Raw genomic sequence first — 21,814 nt, forward strand, 5'->3', positions numbered from 1 at the left:
GCAATTGACTTCCGCTGCCAATTCGGTTCCATTACTTTGACATATTGCGCACAGTTGGCGGAGGCGGCGGTTTAACCTGCCAATTTGTACAAGTAATATCATCCTTTCGTGGAGGATGAATGACTTCGGCTCGTCCTCGCCGGAACGATAGTCGAGGGCATTCGTTACCTCCAACGGGGAGAAAAAAGGGCGCCCGGACCGGAGAAACAGTGATCACGCCATCGATGACCGATCCATTGAAGAGACTTTTGCGCGACAATCTCGGTTTCGCAGCACCTATCGTTGAGCGCTCTCCGATCGGTTTTGCCCTTGTCGACAGCGAGTCGCTTGATGTGCTCGGCGCGAACAAAAGCTTTCACAAGCTGTTTCTGGAATTGGCCGATGACACAAGCGGGCTGCTGGCCGCAATCCACCCGGAAGACCGCATTGCCTTCACGCGTTTCCTGCGCAAGGCCAGCAATCGCGACGACAGGGCTTGCTCGATTGTAACGCGTCTCGACAGGCGCGAGCGGGACAGCCGCTCGGTGCTGGCGATCGCCGCACGCGCCAGCTTTCCCGAAAGTGCGCCCTCGCCACGCTCTATCCTGCTCTATATCTGCGAGCTTGATGCGGAGGATATTCTGGAGCGGGATGCGATCAAGCGCGCCAAACGCTGGAACTTTGCGCTGATGTCTTCAGGGCTCGGGGTCTGGGATCACAATTACCGCACCGGCGAGAAGTTCTATTCCCCCACCTGGCATCAGATGCGCGGCCTTTCGGCCTCATCGAGTGCTATGCCCTATGCCTCAACCGAGGACTGGCTCAACCAGCTTCACCCGGATGACAGGCTCCGCGTTCGCTATGCGATCGAGCAGCAGCAGGTCGGCAATCCGGCCTTCATGAATTTCGAGTACCGTGAAAAACATGCCAACGGCCATTACATCTGGATCGAGTGCCGCGGCGATGCGGTGGAATTCTATGATAATGGCCGTCCCTCGCGGATCATCGGCACGGATCGCGACATCACCGAGAGCAAGGAAGCCGAAGCGCTGCTGAAGAGCACGACACGCAAGCTTGAACTGGCACTGGAGACCTCACAGATCGGTGTTTTCGACATTGATGCGACGACCCGCGACGGCGTCTGGGACGAGCGCATGCTGAAGATCTACGGCATTGCCGATCACCCTGACACGGTCAGTCATGACCGCTGGCGCAACCTGACTTTTCCCGAGGACGTCGCCCGCATCAACCGTCACGGCCATGAGGGCGAACCGATTGATGTGACCGTCACCGACGACTACAGGATCTATCGCGAGGATGACAAGGCCCAGCGGCACATTCACTCACGCATGCGGCGCTACCGCACCGAAGATGGCGAAGAACGCGTGATCGGCGTCAATTGGGACGTGACCGAGGAAGCACGCCTGCGGCAGGAGCTGCTGACAGCGAAGCAGCTGGCCGAAGCACGCAATTTCGAGCTCGATCGCGCCCGTTCAGACGTCGAACATGCCGTCTTGCATGACTATCTCACCGGCCTTCCCAACCGCAACTATCTCGAGGCGGAGTTGCAGCGCAGGCTGGAAATCGCCAGTGCCAACACCACCGGCATCGCCCTGCTTCACATCGACATTTTCGGTTTCAAGTCGATCAATGACACCCACGGTCATGTCACTGGCGACAATATTCTGCGCAGTGCCGCATCCATGCTGCGGTTTCTCTGTCGTCACAATGATTTCGTTGCCCGCGTCAGCGGCGATGAATTCATCATGATTGCCAATTACAAGGACGACAGCGCCGCGCTTGTCGCTCTGGCGCGGCGTATCATTGCTGAACTGTCCAAGCCCGTGCGCACGAGCGACGGTGACGAGCGACCGGGCGGCAGCATCGGCATTGCCCTCAGCGAGGTGCCGGTCGCACTCAGCGCGACGGAGCTGATGCAGAATGCCGACATCGCTCTTTTGCGGGCAAAATCAATGGGGCGCAATTGCGTTGCGCTTTTCGACAGCATCGAGCGACAGCGGGCCACGCAGGAAAAGGCACGGGCCGATGCCCTGCTTCGCGCCATTGACCGCGACGAGTTCATTCCCTTCTATCAGCCGCAGTTCGACGCCAGCACCGGCCGTATCAGCGGCATCGAAGTGCTGGCCCGCTGGCGCAAGCCCGATGGAACAGTTGCCAGCGCCGACAGCTTCATCCCGCTGGCCGATGCGCTCAATGCGATGGGAATGATCGATGCCCGGATCCTCGAAACGGCGGTCAAGGACCACAAGCGATTTGTTGCTGAAGGACTGAAGCCACCGCATATCTCGGTCAATCTGACCCCGCGGCGCCTGAGTGATCCGGCACTGATCGATTCGCTGATCGCACTTGGCGTCACCCCCGGAATGCTCACATTCGAGCTGCTGGAATCGACATTCCTCGATCGTTATGATGATACCTGCGCCTTCAACCTGAAAGAATTCGGCAACCTTGGCATCGCCATTGAAGTTGACGATTTCGGCACGGGCTACACGTCGATCGTCAGCCTTCTCAAGGTCGCACCTTCCGCGCTGAAGATCGCCCGCGAGCTGATTTTCCCGCTGGTGGAAAAACCCGATCAGCGGCAGATCGTCAAGGCGATCGTTGATATTGCCCAGGCCCTCGGCATCCGTGTCATCGCCGAAGGCGTCGAAACCGAGAAACATGCCGAAATCCTCCGCTCGCTCGGCTGTGATGCGCTGCAGGGCTTTGCGCTGGCCAGACCGGTTCCAGCAGACACACTCGAAACCCTGCTCAGAAACGAGGTTTCTGTTTTGCCAGCGCCGTGACCAGCGCATCCTCCTCCGGCGGGGACGTCCGCGCATTGAGAAGCGCAATCACCCGCAAGGCGGCGATAACACCCGGTACAGCCAGGAATGCCGCGAAACCATAAAGCCCGAGAGCTGCGTGCCGAAGTGTCGCATGATCGGCATCGGCGGCAAAACCCAGCGCATTGACGACGATGCCGGCAAAGGCCGCTCCGAATGCGAAACCGACCGATTGCAATGTCGGCAGGAAGACCGATGTCCGGTCACGCGATGCTTCGGGCGAAATATCCATCATCGCCTGGCTGAGATAGCCCCAGCTCAGACCGAAAGCCCCGCCAAGCAGGATCTGCCCGAGCCCGATCAGCAGAAGACTTGCCTGCCACCAGGCGGCCACCATGAGCAGGCTGCCGACCAGCAGAACCAGCGGCCCGATGGCAATCAGACGGCGCTGCCAGTTCCGGTCGGCAATGCCGGACACCAGAATGGCGGTAAGGCTCCATGAGAGCGACATCAGCGCATTCACCCCGCCTGCGCCGAGCGGGCTCATGCCCTTCAGCTCCTGCAGCAGGAACACGACATAGACGGTGTTGCCGGACAGGGCGAGCGGCATCAGCACCACGGTCCAAAGCCCGAGACCGAGCGGCGTCGTCAGAAAGAATGCCTGATCCGGCAGCACCGGAAAACGCGCGCGCCGGTCCAGCGCGAAGACGAGCGCAATGACCACAAGCGCCGCGACCAGCAGGCCGATCTTGACAACCGGCTTGCCGTCGAGCCCGATCAGGCTGACAAGCAGCATGCCGACACCGAGCAGTCCGAGCCGCAAGAAGGGCGGCGGCACCGGATCGCCAGCCTCTTCATCCGGCTGGCGTGGCGCCATCAGAACGAGGGCAATCAGAAAAAGCGCCGCCGGTACATTGATCAGAAAGGCGAAGCGCCACGATACCCATTCGGTCAGCGCGCCGGCAACGAAAGGACCGGAAAAGCCGCAAAAGGCCCAGACCAGGGCTTCCGTGGCAAAAACCCGCGGGATCAGCCGGGAGGGAAAATAGGCTGGGATCAGCGCATAGGAAATCCCGGCAATGATCCCCTCACCCGCGCCCTGCAGCACGCGGCCGAGAAGGATCACCTCCATCGATGGCGCGAAACCGGCAAGCAGAGTGCCGACGATGAAAAGGCAGGCAGCCGCAACCAGCGAACGCCGCGCGCCGAAACGACGCTTGACCAGGGCAGAACCGGCGCCGGCGACAATCGAAAACACGAGGTAGAGCGTGATTGACCACGACATCAGTGCCGCGCCGCCGACCTGCTCCACCGCGCTCGGTAACGCCGTCGATACAAGGAAGCTATTGAAGGCCAGCAGGCCGATACCAAGCGAAATCATCGTCATGACCGCCAGGTAAGGTGGGCGGGCAAGATCCAGCCAGCGAGCGCTTTCGCTCTCAACCATGTGTCAGTCTTCCATCATGTCTCAAACGCTCGTGAGAGGAGCGTTTCCCGCGCGTGGCGCACCGGCAAGGGGAGTGGCAATGGCCGGAGATAAGGGGTCAGGCAGGAAGGCACTGATAGCCTCGTCCCTCTATTCACCATCGCAGAAGCGAAAAAACAAGGGGCCAGATCAAATCACTGCGCGCAGAAGATGAAAAAGCCAGGCGTATGGGCCGAGCTCAGAGTGCTGGCAAACCGCGTCGCCCTTTCCTGACGTCATGCCTGTGCTTGGTCCACAGGCATCCAGCCACCGCGCGTCTGCGCGGCGAACGCCCCTTATGATCCAATGCTAGGAAGCGCCTGGATCCCCGTGACGCGCACGGGGATGACGGAGGGCGCGGCCATTGCGCCTCAAGCAGGCAATCTGAACGATTTTGTCAACAGTATGAGCCCGGCATATCTGCCGGGCTTTCATGCGCTTCGAGCGGTGCACAAGGGCTCAAACCAGACGGCTTTGCTCCAGTGCCGCTTCGATGAAGCTTGCAAACAACGGATGCGGCGCCAGCGGGCGGCTCTTCAGTTCAGGGTGATACTGCACACCGATGAACCACGGATGATCCGCATATTCGATGGTTTCCGGCAAAATGCCGTCCGGTGACGTGCCCGAAAACACCAGACCGCAGGATTCCAGTTTCTCACGATAGCCGAAATTCACCTCATAGCGATGACGGTGACGTTCGGAAATCTCCGTCGAACCGTAAATCTCGGCAATCTTGGTTTCCGGTGCAAGCCGGGCCTTGTAGGCACCAAGACGCATCGTGCCACCGAGATCATCGGTTTCGGTGCGCTTCTCGAGGCTGTTGCCCTTGACCCATTCCGTCATCAGGCCGACAACGGGTTCAGAAGCATTGCGGTCAAATTCGGTCGAGGATGCATCGGTAATGCCGGCAAGATTGCGCGCCGCCTCAATGACGGCCATCTGCATGCCGAAACAGATACCGAAATAAGGCACCTTATGCGTCCGGGCGAAACGGGCCGCGCGGATCTTGCCTTCCGAACCGCGTTCGCCAAAACCGCCCGGCACCAGAATGCCGTGGACCTTTTCCAGATAGGGAGCGGGATCTTCCTTCTCGAAGATCTCCGACTCGATCCATTCCAGCTTGACCTTGACGCGATTGGCGATACCGCCGTGATGCAGCGCCTCGATCAGCGACTTATAGGCATCCTTCAGGCCGGTATATTTGCCGACAATGGCAATCGAAACCTCGCCCTCGGGCGTCTTGATGCGGTTGGAAACCTCCTGCCAGGCCTCCATGCGCGGCACCGGCGCCGGGTCGATGCCGAAAGCGGCCAGAACCTCGTCGTCCAGCCCCTCGCGGTGATAGGACAGCGGTGCATCATAGATGTTGGAAACATCGAGCGCCTGAATGACGGCTGACGCGCGCACATTGCAGAACAGCGACAGCTTGCGGCGCTCGGCCTCCGGGATTTCCCGGTCGGCACGCACCAGCAGAATATCGGGATGAATGCCAAGCGCCTGAAGTTCCTTGACCGAATGCTGGGTCGGCTTGGTCTTCAATTCGCCGGCGGCCGCAATATAGGGCATCAGCGTCAGATGAATATAGATCGCATTGCCGCGCGGCAGATCATTGCCGAGCTGACGGATCGCTTCCATGAAGGGCATGGCCTCGATATCACCGACGGTCCCGCCGATTTCGCAAAGCACGAAATCGAAATCCTCATTGCCCTCCAGCACGAAATCCTTGATCTCGTTGGTGACATGCGGAATGACCTGAACGGTTGCGCCGAGATAGTCGCCGCGCCGTTCCTTATCGAGGATGTTCTTGTAGATCCTGCCGGTGGTGATGTTGTCGGTCTTGGTCGCCGAACGCCCGGTGAAGCGTTCATAGTGCCCAAGATCGAGATCCGTCTCGGCACCGTCATCGGTGACGAAAACCTCGCCATGCTGGGTGGGGCTCATTGTGCCCGGATCGACGTTGAGATAGGGGTCAAGCTTGCGCAGCCGGACTCTATAGCCTCTCGACTGCAGCAATGCTCCCAGTGCTGCTGCGGCTATGCCTTTTCCAAGAGAGGAAACCACGCCGCCGGTGATGAAAATATATCGCGCCATGGGCTTATTCCGATACCGTTTTTATCCCGATTCCGCTAGGGCCAAAAAACATTTCAGCCCGGCTTACACACATCAAATGACAAACAGGCGTCATGCCGGCGCACCATCCCCAAGGAAGATGCACCCCGTGGCGCCCCAGTTTGCCCAAAGAAAATCCGGCGGGCTTTGGACCCGCCGGAGGAAATCCGTTTATCGCGTTGCGATCAGTCGCCTGTCGGAACGCCGGTCGCGTTCGAATTCTGCGCCGGAACGCTGACGGCAGGCTGTCCGCTGTCGGCAGGTGCAGCCGTTGCGCCATCTGCCGGAGCAGCCGTGCCATCGGTAGCCGGCGCTGCCGTACCATCCGCTGCCGGAGCAGCGTCCGTACCGGTCGCCGAACCGCCAAGCTGGTTGAGGATACCCTGACCGTTGTCGCTCTGCGTGCTCTGCTCGATCCGATCAAGAATATCGGAAGGCGTGCCCTGATAACGGGCCAGAACGCTGAGACCGAGCGAGGTGATGAAGAACAGTGCGGCGAGGATGGCCGTGGTGCGGGTCAGCGCATTGGCCGTGCCGCGCGCGGTCATGAAACCGGAGCCGCCGCCGATGCCGAGACCACCGCCTTCGGACCGCTGGATAAGGATCACGCCGACAAGTGCCAGCACAATGATCAGGTGGATAACAATCAATACCGTCTGCATGAAGGTCCAATCCGGCTCCGCAATCGGCGGAGCTTTGCAACTTTCTTTGGCGCCTCTCTACATGAGGCGCGCCCGCAATCCAACCCTTTTTTGCAATCAAGCCGGCGGTTCGCGCCCGCATATGGCGGTCAGGCGAGCCAAAGGCCATCATGACGTGACGCAAGATAGGCGCTTCCCCCTTATCCTTCAATAGATCAGCTGAGACCCGCAGCCCCAGACTTCAGGAGAGCAGGCGATCATAGACCTGATAGATCGCCAGGAAATCTGCCGCCTTGAGACTGGCGCCACCAATCAGCGCACCATTCACATCCGGCACGCTCAGAAGCTCCGGCGCATTGGACGGCTTGACCGATCCGCCATAAAGCAGCCGGATGCGGCCCCCCTTCTCGCCGAAGCGGCTGATCAGATCACTGCGCATGGCCGCATGGACCTTGGCGACCTCGTCCGCCCCCGGTGTCTGCCCCGTGCCGATCGCCCAGACCGGCTCATAGGCAATCACGGTATTGTCCGGCGACGCATCGTCGGGCATCGATTCGAACAGCTGCTGGTGCAGCACCTCGAGCGTCCTGCCCTCGGAATGCTCATCGCGGGTCTCACCGATGCAGACGATCGCCGTCAGTCCCTGGTCATAGGCAGCGCGTGCCTTGGAGGAGACACGTGCATTGTCTTCGCCGTGCTCGTTACGCCGCTCGGAATGTCCGACGATCACATGGGTGGCGAAGCAGTCCCGGATCATCTCGGCTGAAATGTCGCCGGTATGTGCACCGGTCCGGGCCTTCTGGTGGCAATCCTGCGCGCCCATCAGCAACCGTGTATCCACCGTCAGCGTTGTTGCAACATAGAGAAGTGTCGATGGCGGGCAGATCAGAGCATCGACCTTCCGTGAAAGAGGGCCGCTCACACCATGTGCAATGGCACGGATCTGATCGAGAGACGAGCGTGTGCCGTTCATCTTCCAATTGCCTGCAACCATTGGACGGAGCTGAAATGTCATTCCCGAATTCTCCCGTGGCATCATGCCTTATTTTGGCAGCCATCAATTTTGAAAGCCCCCGCAGCCGGTCCGGCGGAGTCCATCGTCGTTCTATCTTAGCCGGACGAGGTCAAACAAGCTTGGCTCATTCGACGGTTTTGTCCGACGCCGACCTCTAGGAGAAGCCACAGACCGCTTCCTTGTTCTGGCGCAAACCAAAAGCCGCATTTGCAATCCCGCCGATAAATCGGTTAGAGATCGATTGAAATGTTCCAAGACCGCAAAACGAGGCCCCGGCGACGCATCAGACGACGCCACGGAAACGGACCGGATCGGAACAGGATGCAAGCCTGACTGCGACAATTTGGCGCATGCTCGCTCCGCAAGCAAATATTTGTCAAAATGGATGCGTGATTCGGCGGTAAGCCGTTCACACCCGTTTGGCTGACAGTCTGGAAAACCGCGACCCATGGATGACAAGAACGATCTCTTTGCTGATATTGCCGGTACGGATAGCAAGCCGCCGCGCCCGGACCCGGCCCCGGTTGCCGCGCCCGAGCCGGAGCCCGCGACGACCAGACTGAGCGACATTTCCCAAAGTGACGGCAGCTACGGCGCTTCGTCGATCCGTGTTCTGGAAGGACTGGAACCGGTGCGCATGCGTCCCGGCATGTATATCGGCGGAACGGATGACAAGGCGCTGCACCACCTGTTCGCCGAAGTACTCGACAACTCCATGGACGAAGCGGTCGCCGGCCACGCCACGCTGATCGATGTCTATCTCGATGCGGAAGGCTTTCTGACCGTCACCGATAATGGTCGCGGCATCCCGGTGGAAAATCATCCCCAGGTGCCGGGAAAATCAACGCTCGAAGTCATCATGACCAAGCTGCATGCCGGCGGCAAGTTCGACGGCAAGGCCTACGAAACCTCAGGCGGCCTTCATGGTGTCGGCGTTTCGGTGGTCAATGCGCTGTCTGATGTGCTCGAGGTCGAGGTCGCCCTTGACCGGCGGCTGTGGAAACAGACCTTCTCACGCGGCATTCCGCAGGGCGGGCTGGAGGATCTCGGTCCGATCCAGAACCGGCGCGGCACCCGGGTGCGCTTCCACCCCGATGCCGAGATTTTCGGACCGCGGGCGAAATTCGACCCGGCGCGCATTTTCCGGATGGCCCGTTCCAAGGCCTATCTGTTCGGTGGCGTCAAGATCCGCTGGTCCTGCGATCCTTCGCTGGTCGAGGGCAAGGAAGATCTTCCAGACAGGGCCGAGTTCCACTTCCCGGGCGGTCTGAAGGATTATCTCGCCGAACTCATCGGCAAGGATTTCACCGTCACGAGGGAAATCTTCACCGGCCGGACGGAGAAGACCGGCGGACACGGCGCCGTCGAATGGGCCGTTGCCTGGTATGGCGGCGATCCCAATGTCCACTCCTATTGTAATACGGTTCCAACGCCGGAAGGCGGCACGCACGAGGCCGGACTGCGTCAGGCCCTGATGCGCGGGCTGAAGAATTATGCCGAAATGATCGGCAACAAGCGCGGCGCGCAGATCACCACCGATGACGTGATGATCTCGGCCATCGGCATGCTTTCGGTCTTCATCCGCGAACCGGAATTCGTTGGCCAGACCAAGGACAGGCTGGCGACTGTGGAAGCCCAGCGCATTGTCGAAAACACCCTGCGCGATCCCTTCGACCTCTACCTTTCGGCCAATCCCGCCGAAGCGGAAAAGCTGCTCGACTGGGTGGTCGAGCGCTCGGAAGAACGCCTGCGCCGCCGCAAGGAGCGCGAGGTCAACCGCAAGACCGCCGTCAAGAAACTGCGCCTGCCGGGCAAATTGGCCGACTGTTCGCAAAATTCCGCTGCCGGGGCGGAAATCTTCATCGTCGAAGGCGATTCGGCCGGTGGATCGGCCAAGCAGGCGCGCAACCGCACGAATCAGGCGATCCTGCCGCTGCGCGGCAAGATCCTCAATGTTGCCTCGGCCGGGCGGGAAAAATTCTCATCCAACCAGTTGCTTGCCGATCTCATCCAGGCGCTCGGCTGCGGCACGCGCAACAAATATCGCGAGGAAGATCTGCGCTATGAGCGCATCATCGTCATGACCGATGCCGATGTCGACGGCGCCCATATTGCCTCGCTGCTGATCACCTTTTTCTACAAGGAAATGCCGGAACTGATCCGTCAGGGGCATCTTTTCCTCGCTGTTCCGCCGCTCTACAAGCTCTCCCAGGGCGGCAAAACCGCCTATGCCCGCGACGACGGACACCGCGAAGAGCTGATGAACACCATGTTCAAGGGGCGCGGCAAGGTCGAGGTCAGTCGCTTCAAGGGCCTTGGTGAAATGCTGCCGGCACAGCTGAAGGAAACCACCATGGATCCGGCGAAGCGGACGCTGTTACGGGTCAAAATCGATGAAATCGATTTCGAGGGAACGCGCGAAACCGTCGAGGAACTGATGGGAACCAAGGCCGAGGCTCGCTTCCGCTTCATTCAGGAGAACGCCGCTTTTGCCGAGAATCTCGACATTTGACCTATTCTAAAGTCAATCAAATCGGCGGCGAATTTATACGCTGCCCATTGCCTTGACGAGGCTCAAGCTTTATATGAAGCGCATCGACTATTGCTAGTGACTTTCTTCGTGTGTCCTTCGGGATGCCGCCAGATTTCCTTCAAGATCGATCCCACGCCGCAAAGTACCGCGGAGCCCAAAACGATTACTTGAAAGGAAATCGTTATGTCGACTGGTACCGTTAAATGGTTCAACGCCACCAAGGGTTATGGTTTCATTCAGCCTGATGATGGTGGTGCTGACGTATTCGTCCATATTTCTGCTGTTGAGCGCGCTGGCATGCGTTCGCTCTCCGACGGCCAGAAGCTGAGCTACGAGCTCGTTAAGGACAAGCGTTCGGGCAAGAGCTCGGCCGACAACCTTCAGGCTGAGTAATCAGCCCTTTCCTGCCTGATGGCGGGACTTGAGATCATCAATCCCCCGGATTGATGGAAGCGCCGTGTTGTTCATGCCGGTTTCGACCGGCCACGGATTTATTGGCTGCGGCGCATGAGAGGTCGGGGTTCACCCGGCCTTTTTGTTTTTGGCCAACGCGGATATCCGCCCCCGCCCGTCCCTGCTTTCGGGCTTTGAGAGCGCCTGGAGCGCAACTTCTCAACAGATCGGTTTCCGTGGAAAATCCAGAAAGGAGTATCTTTTGCAAGTCGTTGTACGAGACAACAATGTTGACCAGGCACTGCGTGTGCTGAAGAAGAAGATGCAGCGAGAGGGCCTTTTCCGTGAAATGCGGGCAAGGCGTTCCTATGAAAAACCCTCGGAACGGCGCAATCGCCAGGCTGCCGAGGCTCAGCGTCGCCATCGCAAGATGCTGAAGAAGCTGGCACAGCGTGAAGGGCTCCTGCCCTCGGCCCGCCGGCGCAGCCGCTAAAGGGCAAAGCCTTGCGGCGCATTCGCCCGAGCGCGAGATGCAGGCCGCAGGGCGACATGAAGGATGGAGGCTCAGCCCGCCTCCTTCCTCAAGGTTCCCCGATCCTTCCCAGAACCGATGCGCTGGACCGCGACCCGAACGCGCCAGCCTTGCCGCCCGCAATCGCCCCGGTTCCCCTCCCCGGCAATGGCAGGGCAAAACGGCCTTTCAGCACAGCTGCCAGCGATTTCCAGCAGGTCACCACAGTTGCCGTTCGCGCCCGCTTTCACGGCTTCCCGGTCGCAGAAATCCTTACAAATATTCGTGCCGTTCAATATCTGCCGATAAACCGGAAGAATTTGGCGACCCATTCGCAACACCTGAGAAAAAACGAACACATTCGCGTAATTGTGAGTGTTTCTTGCGTTGACGGATGCCCGACAGAAAGCAATGGCTGTCTGTAGTCAATCCTAACAAGAGGCGCGAATGCTGTCCGATATGAAAATGTCGCGCAGGGGTTTCCTGCTCGGCGCACTAGTCACCACAACTGCTCTCGCTGGCTGCGCAAGCACCGGCACCACGGTTGCCCCTCCAGAACCCAAGACGAACTATGCTTTGATGTATGGCCCGGAGACCGACGGTGGTTTCGAGATCCCGGCCGTTCCGTGGCAGCAGATCGGACCTGAATATCTGCGTCAGCGCGTTCAGGACCCGACAGGCGAAGCACCTGGCACGCTCGTGGTCGATACGGCGAACCGCTTCCTCTATCTGGTCGAAGACAATGGCACGGCGATGCGCTACGGCGTTGGCGTTGGCCGCGCTGGCTTCTCATGGGGCGGCGAAGGCGTGATCCAGTGGAAGCAGGAATGGCCCAAGTGGTTCCCGCCGCAGGAAATGATCGAGCGCGATCCGGACCTGAAGAAATATTCAGCCAAGAATGGCGGCATGGAACCCGGCCTGATGAACCCGCTCGGCGCCCGTGCCCTCTATATTTATGAGAACGGCAAGGACACGCTCTATCGCGTCCATGGCAATCCGGAATGGAATTCCATCGGCAAGGCCGTCTCGTCCGGATGCATCCGCATGCTCAACCAGGACATCATCGATCTTTACGATCGTGTTCCTGCAGGCAGCCGCATCATCGTCAAGCAGCAGCCGGCAAGCGCGGTGCAGGTTTCAGCCCCCGCGGTCCCGCAAGCACCGGCGAACCAGCCGATTGCCAGCATTACCCGCGGCTGACAGCTTTGTAAGCCCGAAACCGGGCAGACATTTTTGCAGATACTCAGATCGCCGGCCTCTGCCGGCGATTTGCTGTTCAGCGCGGCGGTCCTGCGCCGTTACTCAGCGCTGATCGTAGCGCTGACGCGCCGCATCGATTTCATTCAGATGATCGAGCACCCAGTCGCCGAGCGCCAGAACGGGAATGCTGAGAGAACGGCCAAGCTCGGTCAGCTCATATTCCACCTGTGGTGGGGAGGTCGGAAAGGTCGTGCGGCTGACCATGCCATCCCGCTCCAGTGCCTTCAGCACCCGCGTCAGCATCTGCTGCGAGATCCCATCGACACTGCGCTTCAAAGCATTGAAACGCATCGGTCCGTTATGATCGAGCGACACAATGACGAGCACGGTCCATTTGTCACCGACCCGCTGCAGCACCGGAGCGACTCGCCCGCAGGCGCCGGTCAGGCGCGTGGTTCTGGGGACAGTCAAATCCATATGACCTGGTCCTTCAATTTTGCGTTCTTGCGCATAATTCATACTACGCCTACTTACACCAGGTCACTTTTTTTGACCACCCCATGCGCCCCAAGGACCTCCCAGCCTCAGGGCCTGTCCTCGGTGCCGCCTCCCAGCGCCGGAACACGATCCAAGGAGTAAGATTTTGAAACTGAACATTATCATCGGAAGCACGCGACCTGGTCGCGTTGGCCCCACCATTGGCAAGTGGTTTGAGAAATTCGCCCGCGAAAACAGCGATTTCGAAGTTGAACTGGTTGATCTGGCCGCCTTCAAGCTGCCGCTGCTCGACGAAGCCAACCACCCGGTCATGCAGCAGTATGAGCATGAGCACACCAAGAAATGGAGCGCCAGCGTCGCTTCGGCTGATGCCTATGTGTTCCTGACGCCGGAATATGACAGCTTCCCCCCGGCTTCGCTTCTGAATGCGCTTCAGGCTCTGGTGAAGGAATGGGCCTACAAGCCTGCCGGCATCATGAGCTACGCTTTTGTTTCGGCTGGCCTGCGCGCTGCCATGCCGCTGCGCCTGCAGCTGAATGCTCTCAACATCCACGCCATTCCGCAGGGCGTTCCGATCCCGTTCTTCCCGCAGTTCATCAATGATCAGGGTGAATTCACCCCGAATGAACTGACCGAACAGGGTGCCAAGGCCATGCTCGACGAGCTGGCAAAGTGGGCCCCGGCCCTGGCCGCCATGCGCGAAGACGAAAAGAAGGCATCCCAGGCCGCCTGAGCCACGCATCATCGCCAAAAGAAGGCGGGTCACCGGTCAAAAGCCGGCTGCCCGCCTTTTCTTCCTTCAGGAGCCGTTGAAACTCGGCCATGGAGCTCGGACACGATCAGGTCATAGCTCTGTCCGGTTGTCTCGTCGGCGTTATCCTGCCGATCCTCGCTTCGCGCAGACCGGAGGTTGCTCCGGAGCGGAAGTCAGGCATTTCGGTCATCCTCCAGAAGGTGATTATTGTTCTCATCGAACCAGTGCGGGCCCTGGCCAGGTTCGGGCTGCTGCGCCATGGCCACGCCCTGAACTTGCCCCGCATCGGCCGCGGCCCCGGCGCCAGCGGTTGTCGTGGGGTGGACAGCATTTCCGTTGCCAGCTGCATTGTGCCGTGCGGCTGCAGCCTGCCCTGTCGCGGACTCATCCCGACCCGCCGCCACCGAGTGGCCCGGCAAAGCCGATGCGTACAGGCTCGTCAAACGCTCTCCGCCCGCATCCCGTGCATTCGCCGCATATCCGGTCTGTGCGTGCGGAAATCTCGGCTGCTGGCGGTCAACACCTGCACCTGACGGACGATCATCATTGTTTCTCGCGTCCCTCTGACGTTGGGTGTCAAACATGTTTGTGTAGTTAATTCCGTTCATATTTCTGCTTTCCATCTGTATCATCTATGTTTATACAAGATTTCATTTAGGTATAATGTGATATCCATGTGTTTATATATATTCAATTATATTTAACTGAACTATAGAAAAGTAATAAATGGGTTTTGTTTCGAACGAGGTGCGATATCGCCCACCCCGCCGGATTGCTGGTTTCTGGTTCCCGATTTGCAGAATGGCGATGACGCAACGACCGGCGATGCAAGACCGGCCGGTGTGCATGATCAGGTCCGTTATGGCTGAACACGAAGTGACCTGCAGGCGCGACCTTGCCGCGTCCGCTGGCGTCGAAAGCCAGATGACCTGTAAACGTCCGCGACTTGCTGTGTCAGATATCGGCGCCCGGCGCGCCGAACTGTGCCTGATGCAGGCGCTGATAGGCGCCGCCGGCAGCGATCAGGACATCATGGCTGCCGCTTTCGATGATCCGCCCGGCATCGACAACGACAATGCGATCGGCATTGCGGATCGTGGCCAGTCGATGGGCAATCACCAAAGTGGTGCGGCCCTCTGACAGGGCCTCCAGCGAGCGCTGGATCGCCTGCTCTGTCTCGCTGTCCAGCGCTGACGTCGCCTCATCGAGAATCAGGATTGGCGGGTTCTTGAGAAAGATCCGCGCAATCGAGAGACGCTGCTTCTGACCGCCGGAAAGCTTCACGCCACGCTCGCCAATCACCGTATCGAGACCATCCGGCATGGCGGCAATCACCATATCGAGGCGCGCCATCCGCGCGGCCTCCATGATCTCGGCATCGCTGGCACCAAGCCGGCCATAGGCGATATTCTCCCGCACAGTGCCGCCGAACAGGAAAACATCCTGCTGGACAATGCCAATCGAGGCTCTGAGTGAAGCGAGCGTCATGGCGCGGATATCGGTTCCATCAATGCTGATGACGCCGTCCGTGGCCTCATAGAAACGGGGCAGAAGCGAGCAGATCGTCGTCTTGCCAGCACCTGACGGGCCGACAAAGGCAACAGTCTCCCCGGGGCTGATATCGAGATTGACATCGACGAGCGCCGACCTTCCATCGACCGAATAGGAAAACCCGACCCGGTCATACCGGATGGCGCCTTCAAGCCCTGCGACAGCAACGGCATCCGGGGCATCGGCGATATCTGGTTCCATATCAATGAGTTCGGTGAAACTTCTGAAGCCTGCGACACCCTTCGGATAGAGCTCAAGCATGGCATTGATCTTGTCGATCGGCCGCATGAACACATTGACCAGCAGCATGAAGGAGACAAAACCGCCTTCCGACAGCTGCCCCGTGATCACGAACCATGCACCAGCAACCATCACCATCATCTGCACCAGACGTGTCCCCATATAAGAGAGCGACATGCCCGCCGACATGAACCAGTAGCCTTTCAGCTTGGTGAAGCGATAATTGCGATTGTCGCGATCAAACAGCTGCTCTTCGTGGTTCTCATTGCCAAAGGCCTGAACCACACGCATGCCGCCGACATTTTCCTCGATCCGCGTATTGAACCCGCGCACCCGCTGGAAAATTTCCGAGGAATTGCGGGTCATGCGCATGCCGTAATGGGTAATGATCCAGCCGATCACCGGCCCGACCAGAGCCGTCATCAGCGCCAGCTGCCAGTTGGTCAGCGCCATCAGCGCAAAGGCGCCGGTAAAGGTCATCACCGCCAGAAAAGCATCTTCCGGCCCATGATGGGCGATCTCGCCAATATCTTCGAGATCCTTGGTCAGGCGGCCAACCAGATGCCCGGTCTTGTTGTTGTCAAAAAAGCGGAACGACATCTTCTGCACATGGGCAAAGGCAGCGCGCCGCATATCGGTTTCAATATTGATGCCAAGGCGATGACCGAAATAGGTCACCACCGCCATCAGGCCGGTATTGAAGATGTAGATTGCCAGCAGCACGCAGGCGGCGATGACGACCAGGCCCCAGTCGCGCGAGGGCAAAAGCCGGTCGATGAAGATCTGGATCGCGATCGGAAAGCCGAGCTCCAGCAGCCCGGAAAGGATGGCGCTGCCGAAATCAAGAATGAACAGGGCCCGATAGGGACGATAATAGGAAAAGAAGCGGCGAAGCATCAGGGAAATATCCAGGAACGCAATAAGGGGTGACGAACGACGGTGAAACGTCGTCGCCTCTCATGTCTTGACCGGCTCCGCAGCAGCTCTCTAGCCCAAACATGCCGAAAAGGCAATTTCGGACGCTCGGTGCCGCAAAACTGTCATATAGCAGTGGAAAGTCGGCGCGCGCGGTTGAACCGTGCTTACATTCAGGCATTCTCAGTCGCACCGGCAGCAAAGCGGGATTGGAGCATCGGCATGGACATCCGAGGCATGAAAGTCTGGCTCAAGAGCAGGCTGACGAACGGCACAGCCACAGCACTCGCCATCGACGCACTGCCAGACTGCATCTGCATTCCCGCCATGGCAGAAGACAATGCCGATACCCTGCCGGCCCTTGTCCGAGCGGCGCGGGAGCGTTTCTCAAATCTTCCCGTTTTCCTGATCTGCGAGCCGATCTCGCGGGCCTACAATATTGCACAATTTTCCGAAGCGGCAGGAGCCGGTCCCGACGGGATCATCCTGCGCGGCGTTGAAAATGTCGCACAGATCCAGATGGCCGAAACACTGCTCCGGCTCGCCGAGGCGCGCGCTGATCGCAGCGAAGGTGCCATCGCCCTGATCGCGATGATCGGCGACAATGGCGCAGGCCTTCTCAATGCCGGTCATTTCGTCCGCCGCCCCGGCCGGGTGATCGCACTCGGCTATGATGCCGCCAATCTCTGTTCCGACCTGCCCGCGCCGGGCGAAATCGGCCGCCACGGCGCTGTCGCCACCATGATGGCCGCCCGCACGCTCGGGATACCGGCGATTGACTTTACCCGCGACAACGGCATCGCCGAAGCCTTTGACGATGCCTGCCGCTTCGCCGCCAATACCGGATTTTCCGGCAAGCTCGCCGAAAGCAGCGCCCATATCGGCGCCATCAAGGCGGCCTTTGCCGCCCCTTGAAAGCAATCAGTCTCCCGTAACCGTTGGCCGGCGCATCTGAAAGGTTTCGCCGCCATCGCAGTAATCGAGATAGCCCATCCGTGCCAGCGGACGCACTTTGGCCATATCAAGCAGGCCATCCGTCAGGCCCTCTTCACGGATGTGGATGGCGACCACCTGCCCGAAGATGATCCGGTTCGGCGTCGGCTGATCATCGAGCGTTTTCGGCGTGATGATCTCCGTCAGCCTGCATTCAAGCGCCGCATAGGCTTCGCCGACAAAGGGTGCGTCGACCAGCCGCCCGTCCACAGCCGTCAGCCCGGCGAAGTCGAATTCGCTCATGCCGGTTTTCAGCGGCGCCGAGGTCATGTTCATGGCTTCAGCAAGATCACGGCCGACAAGGCTCAGCGTGAAGACGCCTGTCGCAGCGATATTGTCATGGGAGTGCTTCATGCCGCTTGAGGAAAACATCACCAGCTTGGGCTGATCAGCCACGGCATTGAAAAAGGAATAGGGCCCGAGATTGGCCCGCCCCTGAAGATCGCGCGTGCCGACCCAGGCGATCGGGCGCGGCGAGACAATGGCCTTGAAGGGATCATGCGGCAGGCCATGATCATTCGTGTCAGTCTGATAGAACAAGGCCTAGACCTCCCCGCGCCAGGTCACGATTGCGTCCATATCGGGACGAACGCGCTCGAACGGCGGCTCGGTGCGGGTACCGATATGAATGAAGCCCGCGACCTTTTCCTCCGCTTCCACCCCCAGAAGCGGGAAAGCACGCTCATCAAAGGCATACCATTCGCTGAGCCAGGTTGCGCCATAGCCAAGCGCATTGGCAGCCAGAACCATGTTGTAGCAGGTGGCACCGGCGGACATGACCTGCTCCCAGACCGGAATTTTCGGATGAACCGCCGCGCGGCTGATAACACCAACGACAAGTGGCGCACGGGTGAAGCGGCTGCGCTCCAGCGCCAGTCTTTCCTCGCTGGCCGCAGGATCTTCAGCCTGAACGAGTGCTGAAAGCCCATTGCCGACCTCTTCGCGGGCCGCACCGGCAAAAACGACAAACCGCCAGGGGGCAAGCTTGCCGTGATCGGGGACGCGTGCGGCGAGCTTCAAAATCGTATCAAGCTCCTCACGCGACGGCCCCGGGGCGGCCAGCTGCAGGACAGGCGTTGAACGACGGGCGGCGAGAAAGGCAATGACGGCTTCATTTCGATCGGACAAGGGGAATACCTCACGGGATTAGGCAAAACGGACGAGAACTTCTTGAAAAGGCCTTGAACTTGCTTTTCAAGTGGACTTCCACAGGAACAGAGTCAACCGGCGGACAGGATGCAGCGGCTTATTCGACATATTCAGACCCTTGGTGCGGCCGCCATCGCGCTTTCATTCATCGTGCTGTCGCTGGCAGTTGCAGGCCCGGCCTTAGCCAAGAACCCGTTTTCCAGCCAGCCGGGCGTCAGCGCCGAACCGCTGAAGCTCGAGGCGCGGCTGACGGATGACGGCGCGCCGATCACGACCGGCATCACATGGCGGATCTTCCGGACCGCCGCCAGAAACGGCAAACTCGATCTGGTTGCGACCGCAGACGGCGGCTCGGCGACGCTGTCCATTCCGCCTGGTGAATATTACATCAATTGTGCCTTTGGCCACGCCACCGTCACCCGCAAGGTCGTCATCCCCGACGGCGGCATGAAGGACACGCAAACCCTTGTTCTCAATGCCGGTGGCCTGGTGCTGAATGCTGTTCTCGGTGAGGCAGTGCCAGCCAAGGCCAGCCTGCTGTCGTTCAAGATCTATCAGAACAGCAACGGCAAACGGAACCTGATCATCGACGCGATCAAGCCCGAAACCATCATCCGACTGCCGGAAGGTGATTACGAGGTCGTGTCCAATTATGGCGATCTCAACGCCCAGACGAGCGCCAAGCTGCATGTCGATGCCGGCAAACTGACCGAGGCGACACTGAAGCAACAGGCCGCCGAAGTCAGCCTGCGGCTTGCAACCACCCATAATGGCGAAGCACTGGCCGACACCGCCTGGACGGTGCTCGGCGCGTCGGGTGACGTCTTGACGGAAAGCAACAGCGCCTATCCCTCGCTGGTGCTTGCCGAGGGCAGCTATACCGCCGTCGCACGCAACAAGCAGGACGTTTTCGAGAAGAATTTCACCGTCTCATCGGGTCAGAATGCCATCGTCGAATTGCTGACGACCGACGACAAGGCGGATATCAACAATGACGACCTGTCCGGTGAAACCGTCGATTGACGCGAAACAGGCAGGGCAGACACAAAACGCCGCCCCGGTAACCGGGGCGGCGTTTGACATTCACGGCGACCGCGATCAGGACGCCAGCAATGCCTTCAGCCGGACCTGATCGGGCGGCGTTGCTTCCTCGACCAGCATGGCCAGCGCATCGGCAAGCGTCATCGATGCCTGATCGCGCGAGCCGATCCGGCGGATATTCACCGTCTCTTCTTCCGCTTCGCGCATGCCGCAAACCAGGATCACCGGGACCTTGGCCACCGAATGTTCGCGGACCTTGTAGTTGATCTTCTCGTTGCGGAAATCGGTTGCAACGGAAAGACCGGCAGCGCGCAGACGTTCGGCGACCTTGCGGCCGTAATCATCAGCCTCCGACGTGATCGTCGCGACCACGACCTGCATCGGCGCGAACCACAGCGGCATATGGCCGGCATGGTTCTCGATCAGGATCCCGAGGAAACGTTCCAGCGAACCGCAGATGGCGCGGTGAACCATGACTGGCTGGCGCTTTTCCGAGCTCGAATCGATGTAGAAGGCACCGAAACGTTCCGGCAGGTTGAAATCGACCTGGGTCGTGCCGCACTGCCATTCGCGGCCGATCGCATCCTTCAGCGTATATTCGAATTTCGGACCGTAAAACGCGCCCTCGCCCGGCAGGATGCCGGTCTTGATGCGGCCGCCCGACTGCTCTTCGATCGTCTTCAGAACGCCGGTCATGATCTCTTCGGCGTGATCCCACAGATCATCGGAGCCGACACGCTTTTCCGGACGGGTCGACAGCTTGACCACGACTTCCTCGAAACCGAAATCCTTGTAGACCGAGAGGATCAGATCGTTGATCTTCAGGCATTCCTCGGCCAGCTGCTCCTCGGTGCAGAAGATGTGGGCATCATCCTGGGTGAAGCCGCGCACGCGCATCAGCCCATGCATGGCGCCCGACGGCTCATAGCGATGGACAACACCAAATTCCGCATAACGGATGGGCAGTTCGCGATAAGACTTCAGACCATGCTTGAACAGCTGAACGTGGCCGGGGCAGTTCATCGGCTTCAGCGCGAAGACACGCTTGTCTTCCGCTTCCTCATCGGCACAGGCGACCGCGAACATGTTTTCACGGTACCACTCCCAGTGGCCGGACGTCTTCCACAAGGACGTGTCGAGCACCTGCGGCGCATTGACCTCCTCATAATCGCCAGCAAGCCGGCGACGCATATAGGCGGTCAGCGACTGGAACATTCGCCAGCCCTTCGAGTGCCAGAACACGACGCCCGGACCTTCTTCCTGGAAATGGAACAGATCCATCTCGCGGCCGAGACGGCGATGGTCGCGCTTCTCGGCTTCCTCAAGGAAGGTCAGATAGGCATCGAGCTGCTTCTGGTCGGCCCAGGCCGTGCCATAGATGCGGGTCAGCATCGGATTATTGCTGTCGCCGCGCCAATAGGCACCAGCCACCTTCATCAGCTTGAACGCGGTACCGATCTGGCCCGTCGAGGTCATGTGCGGTCCACGGCAAAGGTCGAACCAGTCGCCCTGATGATAGATCTTGACGTCCTGATCTTCCGGAATGGCATCGACAAGCTCGACCTTGTAGGCCTCGCCCTTGTCGGCAAAGACCTGCTTGGCCTTGTCGCGCGACCAGACATCCTTGGTGAAGGGCGCATTGCGGGCAATGATCTCCTTCATCTTCTTTTCGATGCGCGGCAGATCTTCCGGCGTGAAGGGAACTTCACGGGCGAAATCGTAATAGAAGCCGTTTTCGATGACCGGACCGATCGTCACCTGGGTGCCGGGCCACAACTCCTGTACCGCTTCAGCCATGACATGGGCTGCATCATGCCGGATCAGCTCCAGCGCGCGATCATCGGTGCGGGTGACGATCTCAACATGGCCGTTGGTGACGGGATCGGCAAGATCACGCAATTCACCGTCAAGGGCAATCGCTACGGCCTTCTTGGCCAGCGACTTGGAAATCGATTCCGCAACATCGCGGCCGGTCGTGCCGACGGCGTAGTCACGCTTGGAACCATCTGGAAAAACAAGGGAAATCTGTTCGGTCATTGTC

The 21,814-nt window shown here is 59.5% G+C and carries 18 protein-coding genes; 9 read left to right on the top strand and 9 right to left on the bottom strand.

Annotated elements, in window-relative coordinates; translation table 11 throughout:
- Positions 1 to 209 precede the first annotated feature (209 nt).
- Positions 210 to 2,786: an EAL domain-containing protein gene (locus HCK86_RS04705; protein ID WP_176083306.1), complete on the top strand. Its 2,577-nt coding sequence runs from the start codon at positions 210 to 212 to the stop codon at positions 2,784 to 2,786.
- On the opposite strand, the gene HCK86_RS04710 is transcribed toward HCK86_RS04705, so the two are convergent.
- The 4 genes from HCK86_RS04710 to tpiA form a co-directional block, all read right to left on the bottom strand.
- Positions 2,752 to 4,212, bottom strand: a complete 1,461-nt coding sequence (locus tag HCK86_RS04710; RefSeq protein WP_176083307.1) for an MFS transporter — start codon at positions 4,210 to 4,212, stop codon at positions 2,752 to 2,754. The two genes, HCK86_RS04705 and HCK86_RS04710, sit on opposite strands and share 35 nt — an antisense overlap.
- A 477-nt stretch (positions 4,213 to 4,689) precedes the next feature.
- Positions 4,690 to 6,321, bottom strand: coding sequence for a CTP synthase (locus tag HCK86_RS04715; protein WP_176083308.1), 1,632 nt, complete (start codon positions 6,319 to 6,321; stop codon positions 4,690 to 4,692).
- A gap of 203 nt (positions 6,322 to 6,524) precedes the next feature.
- Positions 6,525 to 7,001, bottom strand: a complete 477-nt coding sequence (gene secG, locus HCK86_RS04720) for a preprotein translocase subunit SecG (RefSeq protein ID WP_176083309.1) — start codon at positions 6,999 to 7,001, stop codon at positions 6,525 to 6,527.
- Positions 7,002 to 7,221: 220 nt separating this feature from the next.
- Positions 7,222 to 7,995 carry a triose-phosphate isomerase gene (tpiA, locus tag HCK86_RS04725; RefSeq protein ID WP_176083310.1) on the bottom strand — a complete coding sequence of 258 codons (774 nt, stop codon included), beginning with the start codon at positions 7,993 to 7,995 and terminating at the stop codon, positions 7,222 to 7,224.
- A gap of 448 nt (positions 7,996 to 8,443) precedes the next feature.
- Between tpiA and parE the strand changes: the two genes are divergently transcribed.
- The 4 genes from parE to HCK86_RS04745 all read left to right on the top strand — a co-directional run bounded on the left by parE (position 8,444) and on the right by HCK86_RS04745 (position 12,632).
- Positions 8,444 to 10,507, top strand: a complete 2,064-nt coding sequence (gene parE / locus HCK86_RS04730; RefSeq protein ID WP_176083311.1) for a DNA topoisomerase IV subunit B — start codon at positions 8,444 to 8,446, stop codon at positions 10,505 to 10,507.
- Between the two features lie 204 nt (positions 10,508 to 10,711).
- A complete protein-coding gene (locus HCK86_RS04735; protein ID WP_176083312.1) occupies positions 10,712 to 10,921 on the top strand; it encodes a cold-shock protein in 210 nt (69 codons plus the stop codon).
- 262 nt (positions 10,922 to 11,183) lie between these two features.
- A complete protein-coding gene (gene rpsU / locus HCK86_RS04740) occupies positions 11,184 to 11,414 on the top strand; it encodes a 30S ribosomal protein S21 (RefSeq protein ID WP_141149540.1) in 231 nt (76 codons plus the stop codon).
- 465 nt (positions 11,415 to 11,879) lie between these two features.
- Entirely contained in the window at positions 11,880 to 12,632 is a 753-nt protein-coding gene (locus tag HCK86_RS04745) for a L,D-transpeptidase (RefSeq protein WP_176083313.1), read from the top strand.
- A gap of 102 nt (positions 12,633 to 12,734) precedes the next feature.
- Here the strand turns inward: HCK86_RS04745 and HCK86_RS04750 are convergent, their stop codons facing one another.
- Complete coding sequence (locus HCK86_RS04750; RefSeq protein ID WP_176083314.1) at positions 12,735 to 13,109, bottom strand: helix-turn-helix domain-containing protein; 375 nt, start codon at positions 13,107 to 13,109, stop codon at positions 12,735 to 12,737.
- Between the two features lie 166 nt (positions 13,110 to 13,275).
- On the opposite strand from HCK86_RS04750, the gene HCK86_RS04755 reads away from it, so the two are divergent.
- Both HCK86_RS04755 and HCK86_RS04760 read left to right on the top strand, forming a co-directional pair.
- Positions 13,276 to 13,863 carry an NAD(P)H-dependent oxidoreductase gene (locus HCK86_RS04755; protein WP_210259812.1) on the top strand — a complete coding sequence of 196 codons (588 nt, stop codon included), beginning with the start codon at positions 13,276 to 13,278 and terminating at the stop codon, positions 13,861 to 13,863.
- Between the two features lie 89 nt (positions 13,864 to 13,952).
- On the top strand, positions 13,953 to 14,417 hold the full coding sequence (locus HCK86_RS04760) for a hypothetical protein (RefSeq protein ID WP_176083315.1): 465 nt from the start codon (positions 13,953 to 13,955) through the stop codon (positions 14,415 to 14,417).
- A 421-nt stretch (positions 14,418 to 14,838) separates the two neighbouring features.
- Here the strand turns inward: HCK86_RS04760 and HCK86_RS04765 are convergent, their stop codons facing one another.
- Positions 14,839 to 16,572 (bottom strand): ABC transporter ATP-binding protein, encoded by a 1,734-nt coding sequence (locus tag HCK86_RS04765; protein WP_176083316.1) that lies wholly within the window; start codon positions 16,570 to 16,572, stop codon positions 14,839 to 14,841.
- Between the two features lie 240 nt (positions 16,573 to 16,812).
- Between HCK86_RS04765 and HCK86_RS04770 the strand changes: the two genes are divergently transcribed.
- Positions 16,813 to 17,505, top strand: a complete 693-nt coding sequence (locus HCK86_RS04770; protein WP_176083317.1) for a hypothetical protein — start codon at positions 16,813 to 16,815, stop codon at positions 17,503 to 17,505.
- Positions 17,506 to 17,511: 6 nt separating this feature from the next.
- Here the strand turns inward: HCK86_RS04770 and HCK86_RS04775 are convergent, their stop codons facing one another.
- Together HCK86_RS04775 and HCK86_RS04780 are read right to left on the bottom strand one after the other, a co-directional pair.
- Positions 17,512 to 18,123 carry a flavin reductase family protein gene (locus HCK86_RS04775; protein ID WP_176083318.1) on the bottom strand — a complete coding sequence of 204 codons (612 nt, stop codon included), beginning with the start codon at positions 18,121 to 18,123 and terminating at the stop codon, positions 17,512 to 17,514.
- A gap of 3 nt (positions 18,124 to 18,126) precedes the next feature.
- A complete protein-coding gene (locus HCK86_RS04780; RefSeq protein ID WP_176083319.1) occupies positions 18,127 to 18,711 on the bottom strand; it encodes a nitroreductase in 585 nt (194 codons plus the stop codon).
- 108 nt (positions 18,712 to 18,819) lie between these two features.
- On the opposite strand from HCK86_RS04780, the gene HCK86_RS04785 reads away from it, so the two are divergent.
- Positions 18,820 to 19,755, top strand: coding sequence for a hypothetical protein (locus tag HCK86_RS04785; RefSeq protein ID WP_176083320.1), 936 nt, complete (start codon positions 18,820 to 18,822; stop codon positions 19,753 to 19,755).
- Between the two features lie 75 nt (positions 19,756 to 19,830).
- On the opposite strand, the gene thrS is transcribed toward HCK86_RS04785, so the two are convergent.
- Positions 19,831 to 21,810 (bottom strand): threonine--tRNA ligase, encoded by a 1,980-nt coding sequence (gene thrS / locus HCK86_RS04790; protein WP_176083321.1) that lies wholly within the window; start codon positions 21,808 to 21,810, stop codon positions 19,831 to 19,833.
- Between the last annotated feature and the right edge of the window lie 4 nt (positions 21,811 to 21,814).

This window comes from Martelella sp. HB161492 (genome assembly GCF_013184775.1).
Lineage (GTDB): Bacteria > Pseudomonadota > Alphaproteobacteria > Rhizobiales > Rhizobiaceae > Martelella.